The sequence below is a fragment of the Helicobacter pylori genome, assembly GCF_016755635.1.
Classification (GTDB): Bacteria; Campylobacterota; Campylobacteria; order Campylobacterales; family Helicobacteraceae; genus Helicobacter; species Helicobacter pylori_CQ.
On record NZ_CP051500.1, the window covers coordinates 435624 to 454928 of the forward strand.

18 protein-coding genes and 2 pseudogenes are annotated in these 19305 nt (G+C 37.0%); 8 read left to right on the top strand and 12 right to left on the bottom strand.

Features of this window, described 5'->3' with window-relative positions:
* Positions 1-14 precede the first annotated feature (14 nt).
* Complete coding sequence (locus tag HG567_RS07875; protein WP_272928326.1) at positions 15-149, top strand: hypothetical protein; 135 nt, start codon at positions 15-17, stop codon at positions 147-149.
* Here HG567_RS07875 and HG567_RS02085 read toward each other — a convergent pair.
* From HG567_RS02085 to HG567_RS07930, 11 genes and pseudogenes are all read right to left on the bottom strand, one after another.
* Positions 133-821, bottom strand: a pseudogene (locus HG567_RS02085) (type I restriction endonuclease). The gene HG567_RS07875 and the pseudogene HG567_RS02085 overlap by 17 nt on opposite strands.
* Before the next feature lie 47 nt (positions 822-868).
* Entirely contained in the window at positions 869-2764 is a 1896-nt protein-coding gene (locus tag HG567_RS02090) for a motility associated factor glycosyltransferase family protein (protein ID WP_202139992.1), read from the bottom strand.
* A 25-nt stretch (positions 2765-2789) separates the two neighbouring features.
* Complete coding sequence (locus HG567_RS02095) at positions 2790-3557, bottom strand: TerB family tellurite resistance protein (protein WP_202139993.1); 768 nt, start codon at positions 3555-3557, stop codon at positions 2790-2792.
* Between the two features lie 9 nt (positions 3558-3566).
* Positions 3567-3881, bottom strand: a complete 315-nt coding sequence (locus HG567_RS02100) for a hypothetical protein (protein ID WP_001916016.1) — start codon at positions 3879-3881, stop codon at positions 3567-3569.
* 1 nt (position 3882) lies between these two features.
* On the bottom strand, positions 3883-5370 hold the full coding sequence (locus HG567_RS02105) for a DUF5644 domain-containing protein (RefSeq protein ID WP_202163905.1): 1488 nt from the start codon (positions 5368-5370) through the stop codon (positions 3883-3885).
* A gap of 11 nt (positions 5371-5381) precedes the next feature.
* Positions 5382-5870, bottom strand: coding sequence for a hypothetical protein (locus HG567_RS02110; RefSeq protein ID WP_202163906.1), 489 nt, complete (start codon positions 5868-5870; stop codon positions 5382-5384).
* Positions 5855-7591 carry a M3 family oligoendopeptidase gene (locus HG567_RS02115; RefSeq protein WP_202163907.1) on the bottom strand — a complete coding sequence of 579 codons (1737 nt, stop codon included), beginning with the start codon at positions 7589-7591 and terminating at the stop codon, positions 5855-5857. The genes HG567_RS02110 and HG567_RS02115 overlap by 16 nt, the downstream gene beginning before the upstream one ends.
* A 97-nt stretch (positions 7592-7688) precedes the next feature.
* Positions 7689-8939: a cation:proton antiporter gene (locus HG567_RS02120; protein ID WP_000431989.1), complete on the bottom strand. Its 1251-nt coding sequence runs from the start codon at positions 8937-8939 to the stop codon at positions 7689-7691.
* Positions 8940-9093: 154 nt separating this feature from the next.
* A complete protein-coding gene (locus tag HG567_RS07750; protein ID WP_237393068.1) occupies positions 9094-9276 on the bottom strand; it encodes a hypothetical protein in 183 nt (60 codons plus the stop codon).
* A complete protein-coding gene (locus HG567_RS02125) occupies positions 9260-9820 on the bottom strand; it encodes an outer membrane beta-barrel protein (RefSeq protein ID WP_000595790.1) in 561 nt (186 codons plus the stop codon). The genes HG567_RS07750 and HG567_RS02125 overlap by 17 nt, the downstream gene beginning before the upstream one ends.
* 43 nt (positions 9821-9863) lie before the next feature.
* Positions 9864-9997 (bottom strand): annotated as a pseudogene (locus tag HG567_RS07930) (orotate phosphoribosyltransferase).
* A 42-nt stretch (positions 9998-10039) separates the two neighbouring features.
* On the opposite strand from HG567_RS07930, the gene modA reads away from it, so the two are divergent.
* Genes modA through HG567_RS02140 form a run of 3 tightly spaced genes read left to right on the top strand, consistent with a single transcriptional unit; the run spans position 10040 to position 12270 of the window.
* Positions 10040-10780 (top strand): molybdate ABC transporter substrate-binding protein, encoded by a 741-nt coding sequence (modA, locus tag HG567_RS02130; protein ID WP_202139997.1) that lies wholly within the window; start codon positions 10040-10042, stop codon positions 10778-10780.
* A 21-nt stretch (positions 10781-10801) separates the two neighbouring features.
* Positions 10802-11476: a molybdate ABC transporter permease subunit gene (modB, locus tag HG567_RS02135; protein ID WP_202163908.1), complete on the top strand. Its 675-nt coding sequence runs from the start codon at positions 10802-10804 to the stop codon at positions 11474-11476.
* Positions 11473-12270, top strand: a complete 798-nt coding sequence (locus HG567_RS02140; RefSeq protein ID WP_202163909.1) for an ATP-binding cassette domain-containing protein — start codon at positions 11473-11475, stop codon at positions 12268-12270. The genes modB and HG567_RS02140 overlap by 4 nt, the downstream gene beginning before the upstream one ends.
* Positions 12271-12384: 114 nt before the next feature.
* Here HG567_RS02140 and gltX read toward each other — a convergent pair whose 3' ends face one another.
* The gene (gene gltX, locus HG567_RS02145; RefSeq protein ID WP_202140000.1) at positions 12385-13776 is read right to left on the bottom strand and encodes a glutamate--tRNA ligase; all 1392 of its coding nucleotides are present in this window, start codon (positions 13774-13776) and stop codon (positions 12385-12387) included.
* A gap of 116 nt (positions 13777-13892) precedes the next feature.
* Here gltX and hopJ point away from each other — a divergent pair, with 116 nt between their 5' ends.
* The 4 genes from hopJ to typA are packed head-to-tail and all read left to right on the top strand — an operon-like array spanning position 13893 to position 19304.
* A complete protein-coding gene (gene hopJ, locus HG567_RS02150; protein WP_202163910.1) occupies positions 13893-14999 on the top strand; it encodes a Hop family outer membrane protein HopJ/HopK in 1107 nt (368 codons plus the stop codon).
* An 8-nt stretch (positions 15000-15007) separates the two neighbouring features.
* Positions 15008-16645 carry a class I SAM-dependent methyltransferase gene (locus HG567_RS02155; protein WP_202163911.1) on the top strand — a complete coding sequence of 546 codons (1638 nt, stop codon included), beginning with the start codon at positions 15008-15010 and terminating at the stop codon, positions 16643-16645.
* Positions 16611-17459 carry a glycosyltransferase family 9 protein gene (locus HG567_RS02160; protein WP_202163912.1) on the top strand — a complete coding sequence of 283 codons (849 nt, stop codon included), beginning with the start codon at positions 16611-16613 and terminating at the stop codon, positions 17457-17459. The genes HG567_RS02155 and HG567_RS02160 overlap by 35 nt, the downstream gene beginning before the upstream one ends.
* Positions 17460-17504: 45 nt before the next feature.
* Positions 17505-19304: a translational GTPase TypA gene (gene typA, locus HG567_RS02165; protein ID WP_000790221.1), complete on the top strand. Its 1800-nt coding sequence runs from the start codon at positions 17505-17507 to the stop codon at positions 19302-19304.
* The last annotated feature ends 1 nt before the right edge of the window (position 19305 follow it).

The window sequence follows — 19305 nt, forward strand, 5'->3', positions numbered from 1 at the left end:
CTTTTAAGAAACTGATGCCGTATTTTAGGATAAAGCAAAGCCTTTTTGGAGAGCAAAACGAAGTCAAAAGGGCGTTTGTGGGGGTGTCTTTAGGGCTTTTTGGGCAGTCGGTGTCTTTAAGGTTAAATCCGTTTAAGATGCGTTTTTGAATTTCTTCAAGTGATTGATGGTTTTGATGGTTTTGATCATTTTGATGATTTTTTTGGGGGGGGGGGGGTAATATCTAGCTTATCAGCTTCAACAAAGCGTTGGAAAATAGGCGAATATGAAGCGCTATAAAACGCGCCTTGATCGGGGTTGTTTTCATCATAGGGTAAGTTATCGCTAAAGAGCCAAATTTGCGCAAGGTTATAAAAAATCTTGTTTTCAGGGTTTTCATAGCGTTTGATGTGGCGATCTCTTTCTTCTTTAATGCCTTGTCCGGCGTAAGGCTGCTTAACTTCTATATTCACCAAAGGCAAGCCATTGATAAAAAGGGTGATGTCAGGCCTGAAGGATTTATAGGGTAATTCAGCCATCATTTCATAAAGATTGTTGTTAGGGTTATCAAAGTCTATGATTTGACGCTCGCTTTTGAGCAAGTATTCATAAAAGCTTTTGCCTAAATCATTATAATTCAAGCGTTTTTTCATTTCATCAAGCGAATCTTGTGCGTTTTCAGTGGGGTTTAACGCTTTAAACGCTTGAGTGAAACTATCTGTTAAAATATTAGTGGCCGTGTCTAGGTTAGGCTTAGAATTAGTGGGAATAAAATCATAGCCCAACTTGGCTAAATGCATTAAGGCAGGGACTTGAACCCTTGTGATTTCATTGTGTGGCATGAGCACCCCTTTGATTTAAGGTTGTTATTATAATGTAAAAATAAAAATCATGGTTGTTTGAGTCGCATTTGCAATAACAAACAAGCTTTTTTAAGGAATTGTTTTAAGGCGTTTTGAGAGAATTTGGTAAAATGCGTAAGCTCATTTTCGTTAAGATGCAATGAAACGATTAATACGCTTTGTAAGATATGAGCGATACTCCCTTCAAATAAAATGCCTATAGTGGGGGTTTTAGCGCTTGTTGTTTGGCAAAATCCGTTCAAGCTATCCACCCATTCAAATATTTCTTGCTTGGTTTTGCAAGGCGTGTTTAAACGCATGAAAAAATCCTCTTTAAAACTGATCAGATTTTTTTGCAAATTTTTTAAATCCTTAGCATGATGACTTTTAGGGCTAAACATGCTTTTAATGCGAGCGATAGCTTCTTGTTTGTTGGAATGTTTCAATTTTACTTGAGAATGATTGAGGCTAACGGCATGCTTGATTTTAGCCCCATAACTCAGATTATAGACTTTTTTAGGCTGGTAATAATTAAGGGCTTCTTCAATCCTTTCTTTAGAGAGCAAAAAAAGCGAGTCGCTAAAAGTTTCATAACCTTTAAAATTACCCTCTACGCTGATTAAAGACGAAGGGTCAATTTCTTTTTCATTTTCATAATAGGAATTTTGAGCGTGCTTTTTAAACCCTTTGATATAAGCGCAATCTAAAGCACACAGATAAATTTCATCGCTCATCAAACTCGCTAAAGCCACCCCAGCATTGCCCACAAAAGGCGCTGCGTATTCTATATTTAAAGGGCTTATATACGCACAAGCGCTCCCCCCACGCATAAACATTAACGCTTCTTTGGCTGTATTAAAAGCGTTAGGATTGAGCATGTTAGCCCCTATTAAGGGGGTGTCTTTTAGGGGGGCTTTTTCTAAAACTTCCTTAAGATAATCAATGCGCTCCACTTCTATTTGAAAATCCACTTTAACGCCATGCGCTTTTAAAGGCTTTAAAGCGGTTCCGCATGAAAAAATGATGAAATGATCTTCATTTTCTTTTAAAAAATCTAACAATAAATCCAGGCTTGGCCCATTACCCACCACGCAAATGGGAGCGTTAATCTTTTTAGGTTTAATCTTTAGGGTTTTGTATAAGGGTAAGTTTTTGAGCGTGTTCTTTAACCCTAGCAATTCATCTTCAAAACTCCCCCAACCCCTTAAAGCTTGTTTGTAATAGCTTTGAATGTTTTCTCGCATGCGCGAATTAAAAGCGCTTTTATAGGGCATGATTTCTAATTTTAAAAAAGAATGCGTGATAGGGCGTTTCAAAAAATCCATTTTCAATTCATTAGGGTTAAAAAACCCTTGAATAAAGAGTTTAGCCCCTTTTTTAATCAAATCTTCATAACGCGCAAAATAACAACTGATTTTAAACAAATCTAAATTTTCTTCAAACAAATAAAGCGAATGGAAGCGGTAATTTTGAGCCTGTAAAATAGCCAAAAACAAGCCGTCTAAAACGCCATAAATCATGGTAGGGGGTAAGAGTTTCTCTAAAGAGCAAGGCGTTTGATGGTTATTTAAAAAATTTAAGATCGCATGCGTGGCTTTAAGGGTTAGGGGGAGTTTGGGGTTGTTTTGAGTTTTTAAATAATTTAAAGAGAGGTGGTTATTGTCTAATGACCATCTGGGATTATTTAGGGGGTTAGAAGCCATGTTAAAAGCGATTTCTACCATTTGATTTTTAGGGTAGCTTAAAGCGTTTGTGGGTGTGTGTAAGAGATTGAAATGGTTTTTTTCAAAAAGCAATTGGTAATTTTTAAAAGGCGTATTGAGAGCGTTAAAAAGATGGGGATTATAAGATTTGAAAAAAACTAAATTATCCCTAAAACGCTTTAAAATTTCTTTTTCTAAAAAGGGCGCATCAAAAGATTCTAGGGCTTTTAAAAAGGGCATGTAATGGCCTTTTTCATAAGACCCCTTAGGAGTCTTTTAAATCATTTTCTAAAAGTTGGGAAGCGAGGGCGATTTTTTTCAACGAGATAAAATCTTGTTCGCTGTAGCGTTTGTTGTCATTCATTTTGTGGTAGTAGGGGGCGCTTAAATCCAGGGCTTTTTTTTCTAAATCTTGCTTGGTGGTGTGGGTTTGGATTTCAAAAAGATTTTTTGCTTCTTCTAAAGACATAGGGATTTCTATGGAATTGAAGCGTTCAAAATTGTCATAAAGCTCGTTAAAATCCTGATTGTCTATCTGCAAAAACGCCCCCACATCTAAAAACAATTCTTTTTCTTTGCTATCCAAAATCCCATCAGTATAGGCTAATAACATAAGAAATTCCACTAATTTCAGGCGTTTGGCGTATTCCCCATGCGTGTGATCAGCGATTTCTTGGCATAAGGATTCAAAATTTTCTTTTTGATCCACAGGCTCATTGAGAAGCTCTTTGGCTAAATCTTGTTGTTCGCTGTTTAAGGGCTGCTCTAATTCATTGATAAAAAGCGTCCTTAAGGCGTTATCCAAAGCGTTTTTTTGAATATCTAAACATTTTAAAAGACGCATATACGCGCCAATTTGGGTTTGCTTGAATTTGTCTAGGGGGCTAGATTGCACCAACAAATAGGGGTCATTTTTCAAGTCGTATTCTTCGGTTTTGGTTTTAGGGTTTAGGGGGTTTTTCAAATATTCTTTGAGGGTGTTGTAAAAATAAAACAACACAACCGCCGCAACAATTAATAAAATGATTTCCATTTTTTTCCTTTATGAGTATTTTTTCATCTGTTCTTTGAGATCTTGTTTTTGCCTGCTCTCTCGCTCTTTTTTGGCTTGATAAAGGCGCATTTGCTCTTCTTTTTGCTTGTCTTGTAAGATCATTTTCCTCTCATGGTTTTTTTTAAGCCGTTCTATGTATTCTTCTCGTTTTTCTGGGTCTTGGAAACTCACAGGGCGGATGAAAAAAACAAACAAAATCAACACAAAAATCCCCATGGCGACAATCTCAGAGCCTTCGCCATTGAAAGCATACCAAAGCCCCCCCATCAAAGAAGCGAGCGCGAGTTTTAAAAAAGCGTTCATCTTAAATGAAAGTAACTTGATGATAATGCGTATCAAGCCCTAAAGCTTGCGTGTTTTTTTCCCCCATAGCCATTAGTGCGATTTGAGGTAAAAACAAAGTGGGGGTGTTGTCATTATCTCTTTTATAAACTTTTGAAGCTTTTAAACTTAAATTTTCAAAAGCGTGAAAAAGCCCTAAAGAATGCACGATTAAAAAATCCGCCCCCAAATCAATCCCCAAATAGCGTAAATGCGCGCACTGGAGTAAGCCACTTGTTTCATTAACTTCTAAAAGGGGGGCGTAATTTTGAAAAGATTCTAAAAAATGGGGGGCTTTTAAATGGATTTTATTGAAAAAATGATCGCTTCGTTTGATGCGAGAAAATTCAGCCCCTAAAAACGCATCAAAAGGGCTTTTCAATTCCCATGCCAAAAATTCATTAACCCATTCATTAAGATAGGCTACCTCAATATCTTTTTCATAAACGAGCTGGTATTTTTTTAATTTTTCATTGACGGAGTTGATGATTTCAGGGTTGTTGTCTAAAACTTCTTTAGCATGCAAGATATTCAAATACGCATCTTCTTCGCAAAAAATGAGCGAAACGCCATTGGCTTTGGCCAGAGCCAGATTATATGCAGAAGCGGTAAGGAAATCGTGCGTGCTTATAATCTTCCCATAATAGCCTCCATCATAACAAAAAGGCAGATCAATGATTTTTTGCCCCATTTTTTCTAAATAGAGCTTAGCGCTTTTGAGAAGCGATTGCGCATCTAAATGTTTCGCATAAGCGTTAAAGAGCGTGCAAGTTTTAGGGGGGTTAGGCGTTTTAGGGGGGTTAGAGTTGTATTGAAAAAGGCTTAAAAGGTTTTTAGAAAAATCTTTCCATGGCTTGATTTTGGAATTGGTTAGGATTTCTTGCAATTCATAGATTTCATGGTCAATGTTGTCATCGTTTTTATAGAGATAATGCGCTACGCTTAAAAAATTCATCACGCCGCTTTCAGGCTGAGAGATCATCTCTAACAACCGGTTGCGCTCTGTGGGGTAGCGTTTCATCAGCCATTTAACATACAAGAAAAAGCCATCGCCCAGATATTTAGGGTTGGTTTGGGGGTTGATAAAATTGATTTGAATAAACTTTTCTAATTCTTCTTTTTCGCCTTTAGTGATGTAGGGGACTTGTTTGAAAAAATCTTCATAGTTTTTTAAAACCGCCTTTTCATCAATCATCAAGTCTTTTAAAGCGTATCGTTTGGATAGGGGATCTAGCACCCATTCTTTAGAAAAAAACGCCACCAAATCGCTCACTTTAGCGTCTTCAAACACCGCAATTTGGTTGATTTTAAGCGCAATATTTTCATTATAGCTCACGCCTTTGAGTTGTTTTAAAAGATCCAAAAGGTATTGATCTTCTTGGTATTCTAAAAAATAAGACTCATAAGCAGGGTTGTAATCTTTGTTGGTTTCAAAACGAAAGACCTTTACATGCAATTTCAAAACGCTCATCAATGATTCCTTTAGCTTTTGTGCAGATTTTCTAAAATCGCGCGGTTTTTGGAATTGGAAAAAAGGGCCTCTTTAGAATCCAGCCATTCTTTAGACTCTCGCTCGTCTTTTTTTAGCTCTTGTGTGATTGGCTCTTCTTTTTGAAACAATTCAAGCGAATCGCAACGATTGAATAAAACGGCATTTTCATTTTTTTCTTTGATAAGGATTTGAATGATGCCAGGAAGTTTTACTTGAACCACGCTGACAATGTTATTAGGGCCAAACCCGGCTTCAAACTGCACGCTTTGCGCGTCAATCATCAAGCTTTCTAAGGTGTATCCGGCTAAAACAAACAGCACTAACGCACCGAATTTTTCATGGATTTCTTTAGGGAGCTTGGGGGAAAAATCAATCGCATCTCTTTCGCACAAAAGGTTGAAACTCAAATGGTTTTTGGACAGAAATTGCAAGTATTCAATGCAATGCTTGTCGTTTAAAAGCCTTAATTCTCTTCGCATGCGAGCAACCTTTCAAATTCTTCCAACAAATGACGCACCTCTTGCATGCCAATTTCCCAAAATTCTTTGCTATCAATATCAAAGCCAAACATGGACACTAATTCTTTAGGGCTTTTTGACCCTCCTAAGCTCAAAAATTCCATGTAAGTTTTAACAAATTCTTTAGCGTCGCTTTTTTTATAAAGCCCATAAAGCGCTAAAGTCAAAAGCTGCCCGTAACTATAAGCGTAGCAATAAAAAGGCGAATGGATAAAATGGGGGATATAGCTCCACCACAAATGGTAGTTTTTAGTGAGTTTCACGCTCTTTTCAAACATTCTTTGATTTTCTTCAAACCAGATTCGATCAAAATCTTTGGTGTCTAATTCCTCATCCATTTCATGAATTCTTCTTTCAAAATTCGTCATCACCACTTGCCTAAAAAGGGTAGAAAAAATATCCTCTAATTTGCCGGCCAGCATGAAAAGGAGTTCATCAGATTTTAAACCCTTTTTTAAATGCTCAAAAAACAGCATTTCAGAAAAGACAGAAGCGGTTTCTGCGGTGGTTAAGGGCGTATCCATGTTCAATACGCCTTGTTTTTTGGACAATTCTTGGTGGATCATATGCCCAAATTCATGAGCGATAGTGAAAGCGTCTCGGCGATTTCCTGTGTAGTTTAACAACACATAAGGGTGAGCGCTAGGCACCGCGCCATGGCTAAAAGCCCCGCCTTGCTTAAAGTCTTTAGGGTGTGAATCCACCCAGCCTTCTTTAATCGCTTTAGAAGCGATTTTATGAAATTCAGGGCTAAAGGCTTTAAGGGTTTTAAGCACTTCTTCTAAAGCTTGAGAGTAAGTCATGGTGATGCTCTCATCGTTTAAAGGAGCGTAGCGGTCGTAATCTTTGAGTTTATGCCCTAAAATTTGCGCTTTTTGATGGTAGTAACGATGCACTAAAGAAAAATTAGCGTTCACAATCTCTATCATGCTATCCACACTCTCTTGGGAGATCTGGTTGTCAATGTGGCGGAAACTCTCTTTTTTGTCGTATTTTCTCAGCCTAGTTTCAATAAGCAAGTCTTTACGCACCATGTTTAAAATGTAAGTGAGTAAAGGGCGGGATTTTTCTAACGCTTTACTGAAAGCTTTTTGAGATTTTTTACGGATCTTGCGTTTGGGGTTGTGCAAGAGGGCTAAAATTTCTTCCTCGCTTAAATTTTGCTCTTCAAAAGGGATTTTCAAAGAAGAAAAATGCTCATCAAAAAGACGGCTAAACGCACCCACTCCCACAGGTGAAAGGGCTAGAGCGATCTTTTCTTCATCTAAATTTAAGGTGTGCTTTTTCTTTTCTATGAGATTGTTTAGATAAAAAGCATGGTCTTTGCATTTTTTAATGAAAGCGAGTTGTTTTTTGGCGTCCAAATTCTTAAATTCAATTTCAAAGAATAAAAGGTGTTGTTGGATATTTGTGCAAGCCATTTCGCATTGCGAATAAAACTTCGCTTCTTTAGTGTTCTTAGCAAAAAGCAATTGAGCGTAAGCCATCGCTCTAGAAATTTTTTCTAACAAATTTTCGTAATGTTTAAGAGTGTTGGCAAATTTTGCAGCGTCTAAATTCTTAAGGTTATTTTGATAAGCGCTCTCAAATTCTTGTGCTTCTGTTTGTAAGGTTTTTAAAAATTCTTCTGCACTTTCTTTATTTTCAAATAAAGCGCTTAAATCCCATTCTTGCTCTTTCATGAAATCCCCTTTTTATATTAATTTGGAGTTAAAATATGCTTGTATTTTAACATAACACTGACAACACAAGCAAACTTATCATTTGGTTTTTGCGCCATTATTTTTTAGCCGGCTCATTTTCTTGGCTCTTTTGGTGCAAAATAAATTGAGCGATAGATTCTAGGTATTTTAAAATAAAAGGGGTTGCTAACATAGAAAAGACCACCATAAGGATAAGGAGCTGGTGGATGTCATTTTGAGCGATATTTAAGATATTTTTTTGGTGCAAAAAACCAAGAATCCCTTTTTTTTCTTGCAAATTAAAGAGCTGGTGCGAGCCTGAATTTAAAAAGATAACAAAAGAAAACTCCCCGATTTGCGCTAAAGAAAGAGCGGTTTTTATGGCAGTTTTAGCGTCTCTAAAAAAACGCAAAAGCGCATAAATGATAGCCGTCTTAAACCCCATCACTAAAATGAGTAAAAAGATGACAACAAAGAACTTCTCCATAAAGAAACTCACATTAATTTGCATCCCTATCGTAATGAAAAAAAGGGCTAAGAAGAGGTTTTTTAATTGCGCGAATTCTTCTTGGACATTGATTTTATAGCGCGATTTAGAAATCGCCATGCCCACAATGAACGCTCCTAAAGACATAGAAAACCCAAAAAAATGGCTCAACCCTGCCGCGCTGCAAACAATCACTAAAATCGTGCCTATAAAAATTTCAGGCAAGCGCGTGTCTTTTGCTTGCTCTAAGATGAGATTAGCCCCTTTTTTTCCAGGCAATAATAAAAGAACTAAAATAATCCCTGCGGAAATAAAAGTTTTAAGAATGAGTAAATTGACATTAGAATCTTTGCTGCCTAGAATAGTGAGGATTAAAAGCATGGGAATGGCTGCAATATCTTGGAAAATCAAAATCCCCACCGCGCTCTTTCCCATGGGCGTGCTAAGCTGTTTGGAATCTTCAAAGAATTTCAACACAATAGCGGTTGAAGAGAGCGAAAGCCCCATGCCTAAAACAAGGGAAAAAATGGGTGAAAGACCCAAAATAAAATACCCCACTAAAAAAGCGATTAAAGCGCATAAAACCACTTGTAAAAGCCCAAAAACCAGCACTTCTTGTTTGATGGACTTGAGCTTGTCAAAATTAAACTCAATGCCTATCATAAACATTAAAAAGACGATACCAAATTCACCAATATCAGACAACAAATTAAAATCATTAATTTTAAAAAAAGCCGCTAAGACCGTTCCTGTGCAAATGTAACCAATGATAACAGGCATGTCTAATTTCTTTAAAAAGATTCCAAAGCCTACAGCAAGCCATAAGCCAGCAATAACAATATAAAGTGTGCTGTTTTCCATAAAAACCTTTCCCCAGTAGAATCAATTTGTTTTAAAGAAATAAAAGCGAAACTATCTTAATAAATTGATCTATTAAATAACACTATTGAATAAAATAATATCTATCAAAAATATATATAAGCAATTTATTATTTAGATCTTACTAAACCCATATTCAAACGCCAACACCAAACGCTCTATTGAGTAAAATAAAAATTAAAACGCTAGGATTATACTGCACTAAAACAAACTTTCTATTTATAAAAAAGATTTTTGAACCCCAACCTTTTAAGAGTTGGCTAGGGTTTGATTTGATGAAGAAGAGCGAATGAAAGAATGAACTAGAAAGTGAAGACATAATCCACATACCAAGAATAGTAGCGGATAAGCCCTACATCTTTACTGCCCTGATTAACCATAGGGAATTTCACGCCTGCTTCAAACGCACTGCGATCCCCAACACGCATTCTTCCGCCTAAATTCCATAAGAACTGGAATCTCGTTTGATTGACATCATAAGGGAACATCCAAGTGTTTCCGGCTAATTGAACGCCACCGATGAGACCTAGAGCGAATTTATCCAAAGGAATGAGATTGACAATCAAATCGCCACCGCCACCATAGGTGAGCAAATTGGTTTTGGTGTGTTCAGTCCCTGAAGTGTTAAACCAATCTAAAAAGCCATACACCCTAGCCCCAAACCATTTATTGGCAAAGCCTACAAAACCTAATTTGAAATTCAAACCATAAAGGTCATTGCCATGACGCCAATCAGAGTAATTGCTGTTATAGGGGCCATAACGACCTTGCTGATAACCCGCACCCATAAAAAACCCATTCACTTCGCCAGCTAGCGCTAAACTCGTGCTCAAGCTTAAAATACAAGCAATTCTTTTAATCATAATAAATCCTTCTTGTTGAATTAAAGTTACACCCTAAAATCGGTTATTTTTCTAAAAGATTTAATTTTTTGTCAAAGATGAGGGTTTTAGAGTGAAAATATTGATTAAATCATGGATAAGTGGGATACACCTACAAAACCACCTCAAACTTTTAAAATACAAATTTTTAAGATACAAATAGGTATAATCACCAACTTCAATTTAATAAAAGGGAGTTCTATGAAAAATACTTTCAAAGCGTTTGCCTTGTTAATCGTATTTTTTTCAAGCGCTCTGTTGGCACAGGATTTAAAAATCGCTGCTGCTGCTAATCTCACACGCGCTTTAAAAGCCCTTGTTAAAGAATTTCAAAAAGAACACCCAAAAGACGCTATTAGAATTAGTTTTAATTCTTCAGGCAAACTCTACGCTCAAATCGCTCAAAACGCCCCTTTTGATTTATTCATTTCAGCAGATGTTGCCAGGCCTAAAAAGCTTTATGATGAAAAAATAACCCCTTTTAAAGAAGAAGTCTATGCTAAAGGCGTGTTGGTTTTATGGAGCGAAAATCTAAAAATACATTCTTTAGAAATTCTTAAAGACCCTAAAATCAAGCGTATCGCTATGGCTAATCCTAAACTAGCCCCTTATGGAAAAGCCAGCATGGAAGTCTTAGAGAATTTAAAACTCACTTCCAGTCTTAAATCTAAAATCATTTATGGCGCTTCTATTTCTCAAGCCCATCAATTCATCGCCACTAAAAACGCTCAAATAGGCTTTGGAGCGTTATCCTTGATGGATAAAAAAGATAAAAACCTCTCTTATTTCATCATTGATAAAGCCCTTTATAACCCTATTGAACAAGCCTTGATTACCACTAAAAATGGGGCTAATAACCCTTTAGCCAAAGTTTTTAAAGATTTTTTATTCAGCCCTAAAGCCAGAGCTATCTTTAAAGAATACGGCTATATCGTGGATTGAAACGCATAAAAAAGGCGAACAATGGATCATGAGTTTTTGATTACCATGCGTTTGAGCTTTTCTTTAGCTTTGATTACCACCCTTATTTTACTCCCTATAGGGATTTTTTTGGGCTATTTTTTAAGCCTTAAACGCAATCTTTTAACGAGCTTAACAGAAACGCTTGTGTATATGCCTTTAGTTTTACCCCCAAGCGTGCTAGGGTTTTATCTTCTTTTAATCTTTTCGCCTTCTTCTTTTTTGGGAGCGTTTTTACAAGATATGTTAAATGTGAAACTTGTTTTTAGTTTTCAAGGGCTTATTTTAGGGAGCGTGATTTTTTCCTTGCCCTTTATGGTAAGCCCCATTAAAAGCGCGTTAATTTCCTTGCCCGCTTCTTTAAAAGAAGCCAGTTATAGCTTGGGTAAGGGAGAATACTACACCCTTTTTTTCGTCCTACTCCCTAACATCAAACCCAGTGTATTGATGGCTATCATTACAACTTTTACGCACACTATAGGCGAATTTGGCGTGGTGATGATGCTTGGGGGTGATATATTAGGGGAAACAAGAGTGGCTAGCATTGCGATTTTTAACGAAGCTGAAGCGCTCAATTATTCTAAAGCCCACCAATACGCCTTAACGCTCACGCTTATCAGTTTTAGCCTCTTATTTGTTACCCTATTTTTGAATAAAAAACAAAGCTCGTTTTTATGATAAAAGCGCGGTTTAAAAAACGCCTTTTAGGATCTAGGGGTGCGTTTGATTTGAATATAGACTTAGAAATTAAAGAAGCAGAAGTTGTCGCTTTATTAGGAGAATCGGGAGCGGGTAAAAGCACGATTTTACGCATTTTAGCGGGGCTTGAAGCGGTGAATAGCGGCTATATTGAAGTCAATCGTTCAGTGTGGCTAGACACTCAAAAAAAAATTTTTTTAAAACCACAACAACGAAAAATCGGCTTTGTGTTTCAAGATTACGCCCTATTCCCTCATTTAAATGTGTATCAAAACATTGCCTTTGCTCACCCTAAAGATACAAATAAAATCCACGAAGTGTTACGCTTAATGCGTTTAGAAAATCTAAGCCAGCAAAAAATTCTTCAACTCTCTGGCGGACAAGCCCAACGAGTCGCTTTAGCAAGAGCTTTGATCGCAGCCAAGAATTTATTGCTTTTAGATGAGCCTTTAAACGCCCTAGATAACGCCTTAAAAAACGAAGTGCAACAAGGTTTGCTTGATTTTATCAAGCGTGAAAATTTAAGCGTGCTATTAGTCAGTCATAACCCAAACGAAATAACCAAACTCGCGCAAACTTTCCTCTTTTTAAACAATGGTGTTATTGATCCTAATCAAGAAAATCGGCTTTTTTCAAACCGCTTGTTGATAAAACCTCTCTTTGAAGATGAAAATTATTGCCATTATGAGGTCATTCCTCAAACGATTAGTTTGCCCAAAGATTGTCTGAATCCAACTTTTAAGCTTGATTTCAATCAAAACAAAAAATTTTAGAAATATTTTTTCATTTTCTCTTAAAACCCTCTTATTTTTCAAAAGGAGTTGTTTAACAACCGCTAAAATCAAACTCTTTTATGATTAGCGTTCAATGAAAACAGAGCCAATCTTTTAGTTTTTCAAAAACTCTTCTATTCTTTTGACGCTCTCTGTTTTGCCTAAAATAAAAAGCGCTTCTTTAAGGCCTATCCCGCCCCCCTTACCCAAAAGGGCTAATCTTAAAGGCTGCATAAAATTACCCGCTTTAATCTTTTCTTCTTCAATGATTTTATGCATGGCGTTTTCTAGCGCGCTTTCATCGTTGAAATTGGTTGTATTTAATTCCAATTTAAATTTTTCTAATAAAGGCATGACGAGCGCTTGATTGAGTTTTTTAAAAACCTTTTCTTCATACTCCACAGGGGCGATTAAAACCTCATCTATTTTAAGGGCTAATTCTTTTAAGGTTTGGGATCTTTCTTTGAGAGCGTCCAACAAGCGATCCAATTGAGCGGGGTTTAAATGAGAGAGATCGCTAAAACTAAAAGGCTTTAAAAGCTCTAATAATTCCTGCGCGTTTTGGTTTTTCAAATAATGAGCGTTGAGCCAATTAAGCTTGTGCCAGCTAAAGCAACTGGGCGAAGAATTTAAATCTTTAGGGTCAAAACATTCCAATAATTCTTGCATGCTAAAAATCTCTTTATCTTGATAGCTCCACCCCAAACGCGCTAAAAAATTCACTAAAGCTTCCTTAAGATAGCCCCTTTCTTGATAATCCATCACATTAGTGGCCCCATGGCGTTTGCTTAGTTTTTGCCCTTCTTCGTTCAAAATCATCGGCACATGGAAAAAATTAGGGATTTTAAAATTCAAAGCCTTATAGAGAACGATTTGTTTAGGGGTGTTAGAAAGGTGATCATCGCCTCTAATCACATCAGTAATCCCCATTAAAGCGTCATCAACAATAACCACAAAATTATAAGTGGGCGTCCCATCGCTCCTGGCGATAATAAAATCGTCTATTTCGTTAGTGTTCACTTTCACTTCGCCTTTAACCCCGTCATTAAAACTAATGATCTCATTTTGGGGGACTTTAATCCTTACCACAGGCTCTATGCCTTTAGGGGGCGTGCCTTTAAAATCACGATAACGATTGTCATAGCGTGGGGTTTCTTTCCTGGCCTTTTGTTCTTCTCTCAAAGCGTCCAACTCATCTTTACTCATGTAGCAATAATAGGCTTTGTCTTCGTCTAAGAGTTTTTGGATATATTCTTTATAAATCTCAAAGCGTTTGGATTGGTAGAGGATTTCGCCATCGTATTCTAGCCCTACCCATTTGAAAGCCTCTATAATGGCGTTAGCCGCTTCTATGGAGTTACGGCTCAAATCCGTGTCTTCAATGCGTAAAAAAAACTTTCCTTGATTGGCTCGTGCAAAAAGATAATTAAAAATGGCTGTCCTTAAGCCTCCTATGTGGAGATAGCCAGTGGGTGATGGGGCGAAGCGCGTAACGATCAAACTCATTGTTCTAACCTTAAAAATAAAATGCTCTTATTGTATTCAAAAATGGCTTAAAAATGGTTTCACTTTTTTCTATTAAAATTAGTGTATCATTGAGATTATTTTTAATAGGATCACCCATGCAATTTCAAAAAACCTTATTTTCTTTTTTATCTTTATCTTTATTTTTATCTTTTGGTATCGCTGAAGAAAATGGGGCGTATGCGAGCGTGGGGTTTGAATATTCCATTAGTCATGCTGTTGAGCATAATAACCCTTTTTTGAATCAAGAACGCATCCAAATCATTTCTAACGCTCAAAACAAAATCTACAAACTCAATCAAGTTAAAAATGAAATCACAAACATGCAAAACACCTTTAATTACATCAACAACGCTTTAAAAAACAACTCCAAATTAACCCCCACTGAAATGCAAGCCGAGCAATACTACCTCCAATCCACCCTTCAAAACATTGAAAAAATAGTCATGCTTAGTGGGGGCGTTGCATCTAACCCCCAATTAGCCCAAGCGTTGGAAAAAATGCAAGAACCCATTACTAACCCTTTAGAATTAGCAGAAAACTTAAAAAATTTAGAATTGCAATTCGCTCAATCTCAAAACCGCATGCTTTCTTCTTTGTCTTCTCAGATCGCTGCAATTTCAAATTCTTTGAACGCGCTGGATCCTAGCTCTTATTCTAAAAACATTTCAAGCATGTATGGGGTGAGTTTGAGCGTAGGGTATAAGCATTTCTTTAGCAAGAAAAAAAATCAAGGGTTTCGCTATTACCTGTTCTATGACTATGGTTACACTAATTTTGGTTTTGTGGGTAATGGCTTTGATGGTTTAGGCAAAATGAATAACCATCTCTATGGGCTTGGAATAGACTATCTTTATAATTTCATTGATAACGCAAAAAAACATTCGAGCGTGGGTTTTTATATAGGCTTTGCTTTAGCGGGGAGTTCGTGGGTAGGGAGTGGTTTAGGCATGTGGGTGAGTCAAAGGGATTTTATCAACAATTATTTGACGGGTTATCAAGCTAAAATGCACACGAGTTTTTTTCAAATCCCTTTGAATTTTGGGGTTCGTGTGAATGTTAATAGGCACAATGGCTTTGAAATGGGCTTGAAAATCCCTTTAGCAGTCAATTCCTTTTATGAAACGCATGGCAAAGGGTTAAACGCTTCCCTCTTTTTCAAACGCCTTGTCATGTTTAATGTGAGTTATGTTTATAGTTTTTAGGGGGGAAAATGCCTTCAAACGCTCTTTTGATTGAAGAAATCGCTCATTTAATCAATGTTTCTCATAGCAGCGTGCATAATTGGATCAAAACCAATCTTTTAGAGAAACTAGAGATTGATCATAAAATTTATGTGAAAACGAGTTCTTTTTTAGATTTTTGCCGCAACCATTTAGGGAAAAACAAACTCAACAAATACGCTAACAAATCCTTAAAAGGCACGCATAACCATCAAGAATTGATTTTAAAATACCTAAAAATATTAGAAAATAGCTCTGATTTAGAAAAGTTGGGTTCTTATTATGAAGAAGAACTTTCTAACACCACCAAAAATTTAGAAGGCATTTACTACACTCCTAATAGGATAGTAGAGCAACTTTTCACTCTCCCTAAAGATTTTGATGCTTCTCAAGCGACTTTTTGCGATCCGGCTGTGGGGAGCGGGAATTTTATCATGCATGCTTTAAAACTGGGTTTTAAGGTTGAAAATATCTATGGCTATGATACGGACGCCTTTGCTGTCGCTTTGACTAAAAAGCGTATTAAAGAGCGTTATCGTTTAGATTGCCCTAATATTGTGCAAAAAGATTTTTTAAGTTTAAAACACACCCCACAATTTGATTGCATTTTCACTAACCCGCCATGGGGTAAGAAATACAACCAAAACCAAAAAGAAACTTTCAAACAGCAATTCAACCTCTCTCAAAGCCTAGATAGCGCGTCGCTCTTTTTTATAGCGAGTGTGAATTGCTTAAAAGAAAACGCTCATTTGGGGCTATTATTACCCGAAAGTTGTTTGAATATTGATGCGTTTAGCAAAATGCGAGAAATGGCTTTAAAGTTTCAAATTAGAAGCCTGATTGATTTTGACAAACCCTTTAAAACCCTAATGACTAGGGCTGTGGGTTTGGTGCTTAAAAAAATCCCTAATAAGGATCAAAAAATCTCATGCTTTTATCAAAATAAACTATTCAAACGCTCACCCTCTTCTTTTTTCAACAACCCTAAAAAGATTTTTAATATCCATTGCTCTCACCAAAAAAATAAAATTTTAGACCACCTTTTTTCCATTCCCCATATCACTTTAAAAAATAACGCTCATTTTGCTTTAGGGATTGTTACAGGCAACAATAAAGAAAGATTACACTCCAAGCAAGAAAAAAATACCATTCCTATTTTTAGGGGTTCAGATATTTTAAAAGACAGATTAAAAGCCCCTAGCCAATTCATTAACGCTGATTTAAAAGACTGCCAACAAGTTGCTCCCTTAAGTCTTTATCAGGCTAGAGAAAAAATCGTGTATAAATTCATTTCTTCAAAGCTTGTCTTTTTCTATGACAATGAGCAACGCCTTTTTTTAAACAGCGCGAACATGTTTGTTTTAAAAGAAAATTTCCCTATCAACGCTCATGCGTTAAAAGAATTGTTAAACAGCGATTTAATGCAATTTATTTTTGAATCGCTTTTTAAAACGCATAAAATCTTAAGAAAAGATTTGGAATGTTTGCCCCTATTTGCGCAATTTATCAACAATAGTTTTGATGAAAAATTTTATTTAAAAAATTTAGGGATAGAAAAAAAAGACCCTAAACATTTTACAATCAGGAAAAACCATGCACATCGCTTGTCTTTTGGCTTTAGGGGATAACCTCATCACGCTTAGCCTTTTAAAAGGAATCGCTTCCAAGCAGCAACAACCCCTTAAAATCCTAGGCACTCATTTGACTTTAAAAATCGCCAGGCTTTTAGAATGCGAAAAACATTTTGAAATCATCCCTCTTTTTGAAAATGTCCCTGCTTTTTATGACCTTAAAAAACAAGGCGTTTTTTGGTCGATGAAGGATTTTTTATGGTTGTTAAAAGCGCTTAAGAAGCACAAAATCAAACATTTGATTTTAGAAAAACAGGATTTTAGAAGTTTTCTTTTAGCCAAATTTGTTTCCATAACCACTCCAAATAAAGAAATTAAAAATGTTTATCAAAACCGCCAGGAGTTGTTTTCTCAAATTTATGGGCATGTTTTTGATAACCCCTCATATCCCATGAATTTAAAAAACCCCAAAAAGATTTTGATCAACCCTTTCACAAGATCCATAGACCGAAGTATCCCTTTAGAGCATTTAAAAATCGTTTTAAAACTTTTAAAACCCTTTTGTGTTACGCTTTTAGATTTTGAAGAACGATACGCTTTTTTACAAGATGAAGTTACTCATTATCGCGCTAAAACCAGTTTAGAAGAAGTTAAAAACCTGATTTTAGAAAGCGATTTGTATATAGGGGGGGATTCGTTTTTGATCCATTTGGCTTACTATCTAAAGAAAAATTATTTTATCTTTTTTTATAGGGATAATGACGATTTCATGCCACCTAATGGTGAGAATGAAAATTTTCTAAAAGCCCATAAAAGCCATTCCATAGAACAGGATTTAGCCAAAAAATTCCGCCATTTGGGGCTATTATAATATTGTGTTATACTTCTAATTTCAATTTTGCTTGTTAGGACATTCATGAAAAATATTAGAAATATCGCTGTAATCGCGCATGTTGATCATGGGAAAACCACTTTAGTAGATGGCTTACTTTCTCAATCTGGCACATTTAGTGAGAGGGAAAAAGTGGATGAAAGGGTGATGGATAGCAATGATTTAGAAAGAGAAAGAGGGATCACTATCCTGTCTAAAAACACCGCTATTTATTACAAAGACACTAAAATCAATATCATTGACACTCCCGGGCATGCTGATTTTGGGGGCGAAGTGGAGCGCGTTTTAAAAATGGTGGATGGGGTGCTTCTCCTAGTGGATGCGCAAGAAGGGGTCATGCCTCAAACTAAATTCGTGGTTAAAAAGGCTTTGAGTTTTGGGATTTGTCCTATTGTGGTGGTGAATAAAATTGATAAGCCTGCCGCTGAACCAGATAGAGTGGTGGATGAAGTTTTTGACTTGTTCGTAGCGATGGGGGCTAGCGATAAGCAATTGGATTTCCCTGTGGTGTATGCTGCTGCTAGAGATGGCTATGCGATGAAAAGTTTAGACGATGAAAAGAAAAATTTAGAGCCTTTGTTTGAAACGATTTTAGAGCATGTGCCAAGCCCTAGCGGGAGCGTTGATGAGCCTTTGCAAATGCAAATTTTTACGCTTGATTATGACAATTATGTGGGCAAAATCGGTATCGCTAGAGTGTTTAATGGCTCGGTTAAAAAGAATGAAAGCGTGCTGTTGATGAAAAGCGATGGGAGTAAAGAAAATGGCCGTATCACTAAGCTTATAGGCTTTTTAGGGCTGGCTAGGACTGAGATTGAAAACGCTTATGCGGGCGATATTGTAGCGATTGCCGGCTTTAACGCAATGGATGTGGGCGATAGCGTCGTTGATCCTGCTAACCCCATGCCTTTAGATCCCATGCATTTAGAAGAGCCTACGATGAGCGTGTATTTCGCTGTCAATGATTCGCCCTTAGCTGGGTTAGAAGGAAAGCATGTTACTGCCAATAAATTGAAAGATAGGCTCTTAAAAGAAATGCAAACCAATATCGCTATGAAATGCGAAGAAATGGGCGAAGGCAAGTTTAAAGTGAGCGGGCGTGGGGAATTGCAAATCACTATTTTAGCTGAAAACTTGCGTCGTGAAGGGTTTGAGTTTAGCATTTCACGCCCTGAAGTCATCATTAAAGAAGAAAATGGCGTTAAATGCGAGCCTTTTGAGCATTTAGTGATTGACACGCCTCAAGATTTTAGCGGGGCTATCATTGAGAGATTAGGCAAAAGAAAAGCCGAGATGAAAGCGATGAATCCTATGAGCGACGGCTATACAAGATTAGAATTTGAAATCCCTGCAAGAGGGCTTATCGGCTATAGGAGCGAGTTTTTAACCGACACTAAGGGCGAAGGCGTGATGAATCATAGCTTTTTGGAATTCCGCCCTTTTAGCGGGAGCGTGGAATCGCGCAAAAATGGGGCGCTAATCAGCATGGAAAATGGCGAAGCGACCGCTTTTTCGCTATTCAATATCCAAGAAAGAGGCACGCTTTTTATCAACCCCCAAACTAAGGTTTATGTGGGCATGGTCATTGGCGAGCACAGCCGGGATAATGATTTAGATGTCAATCCCATTAAATCCAAACATTTAACCAACATGAGAGCGAGCGGGAGCGATGATGCGATCAAACTCACCCCGCCTAGGACTATGGTGTTAGAAAGAGCGTTAGAGTGGATTGAAGAAGATGAGATTTTAGAAGTTACCCCCTTGAATTTAAGGATCAGAAAAAAGATTTTAGACCCCAACATGAGGAAAAGGGCGAAAAAATAAA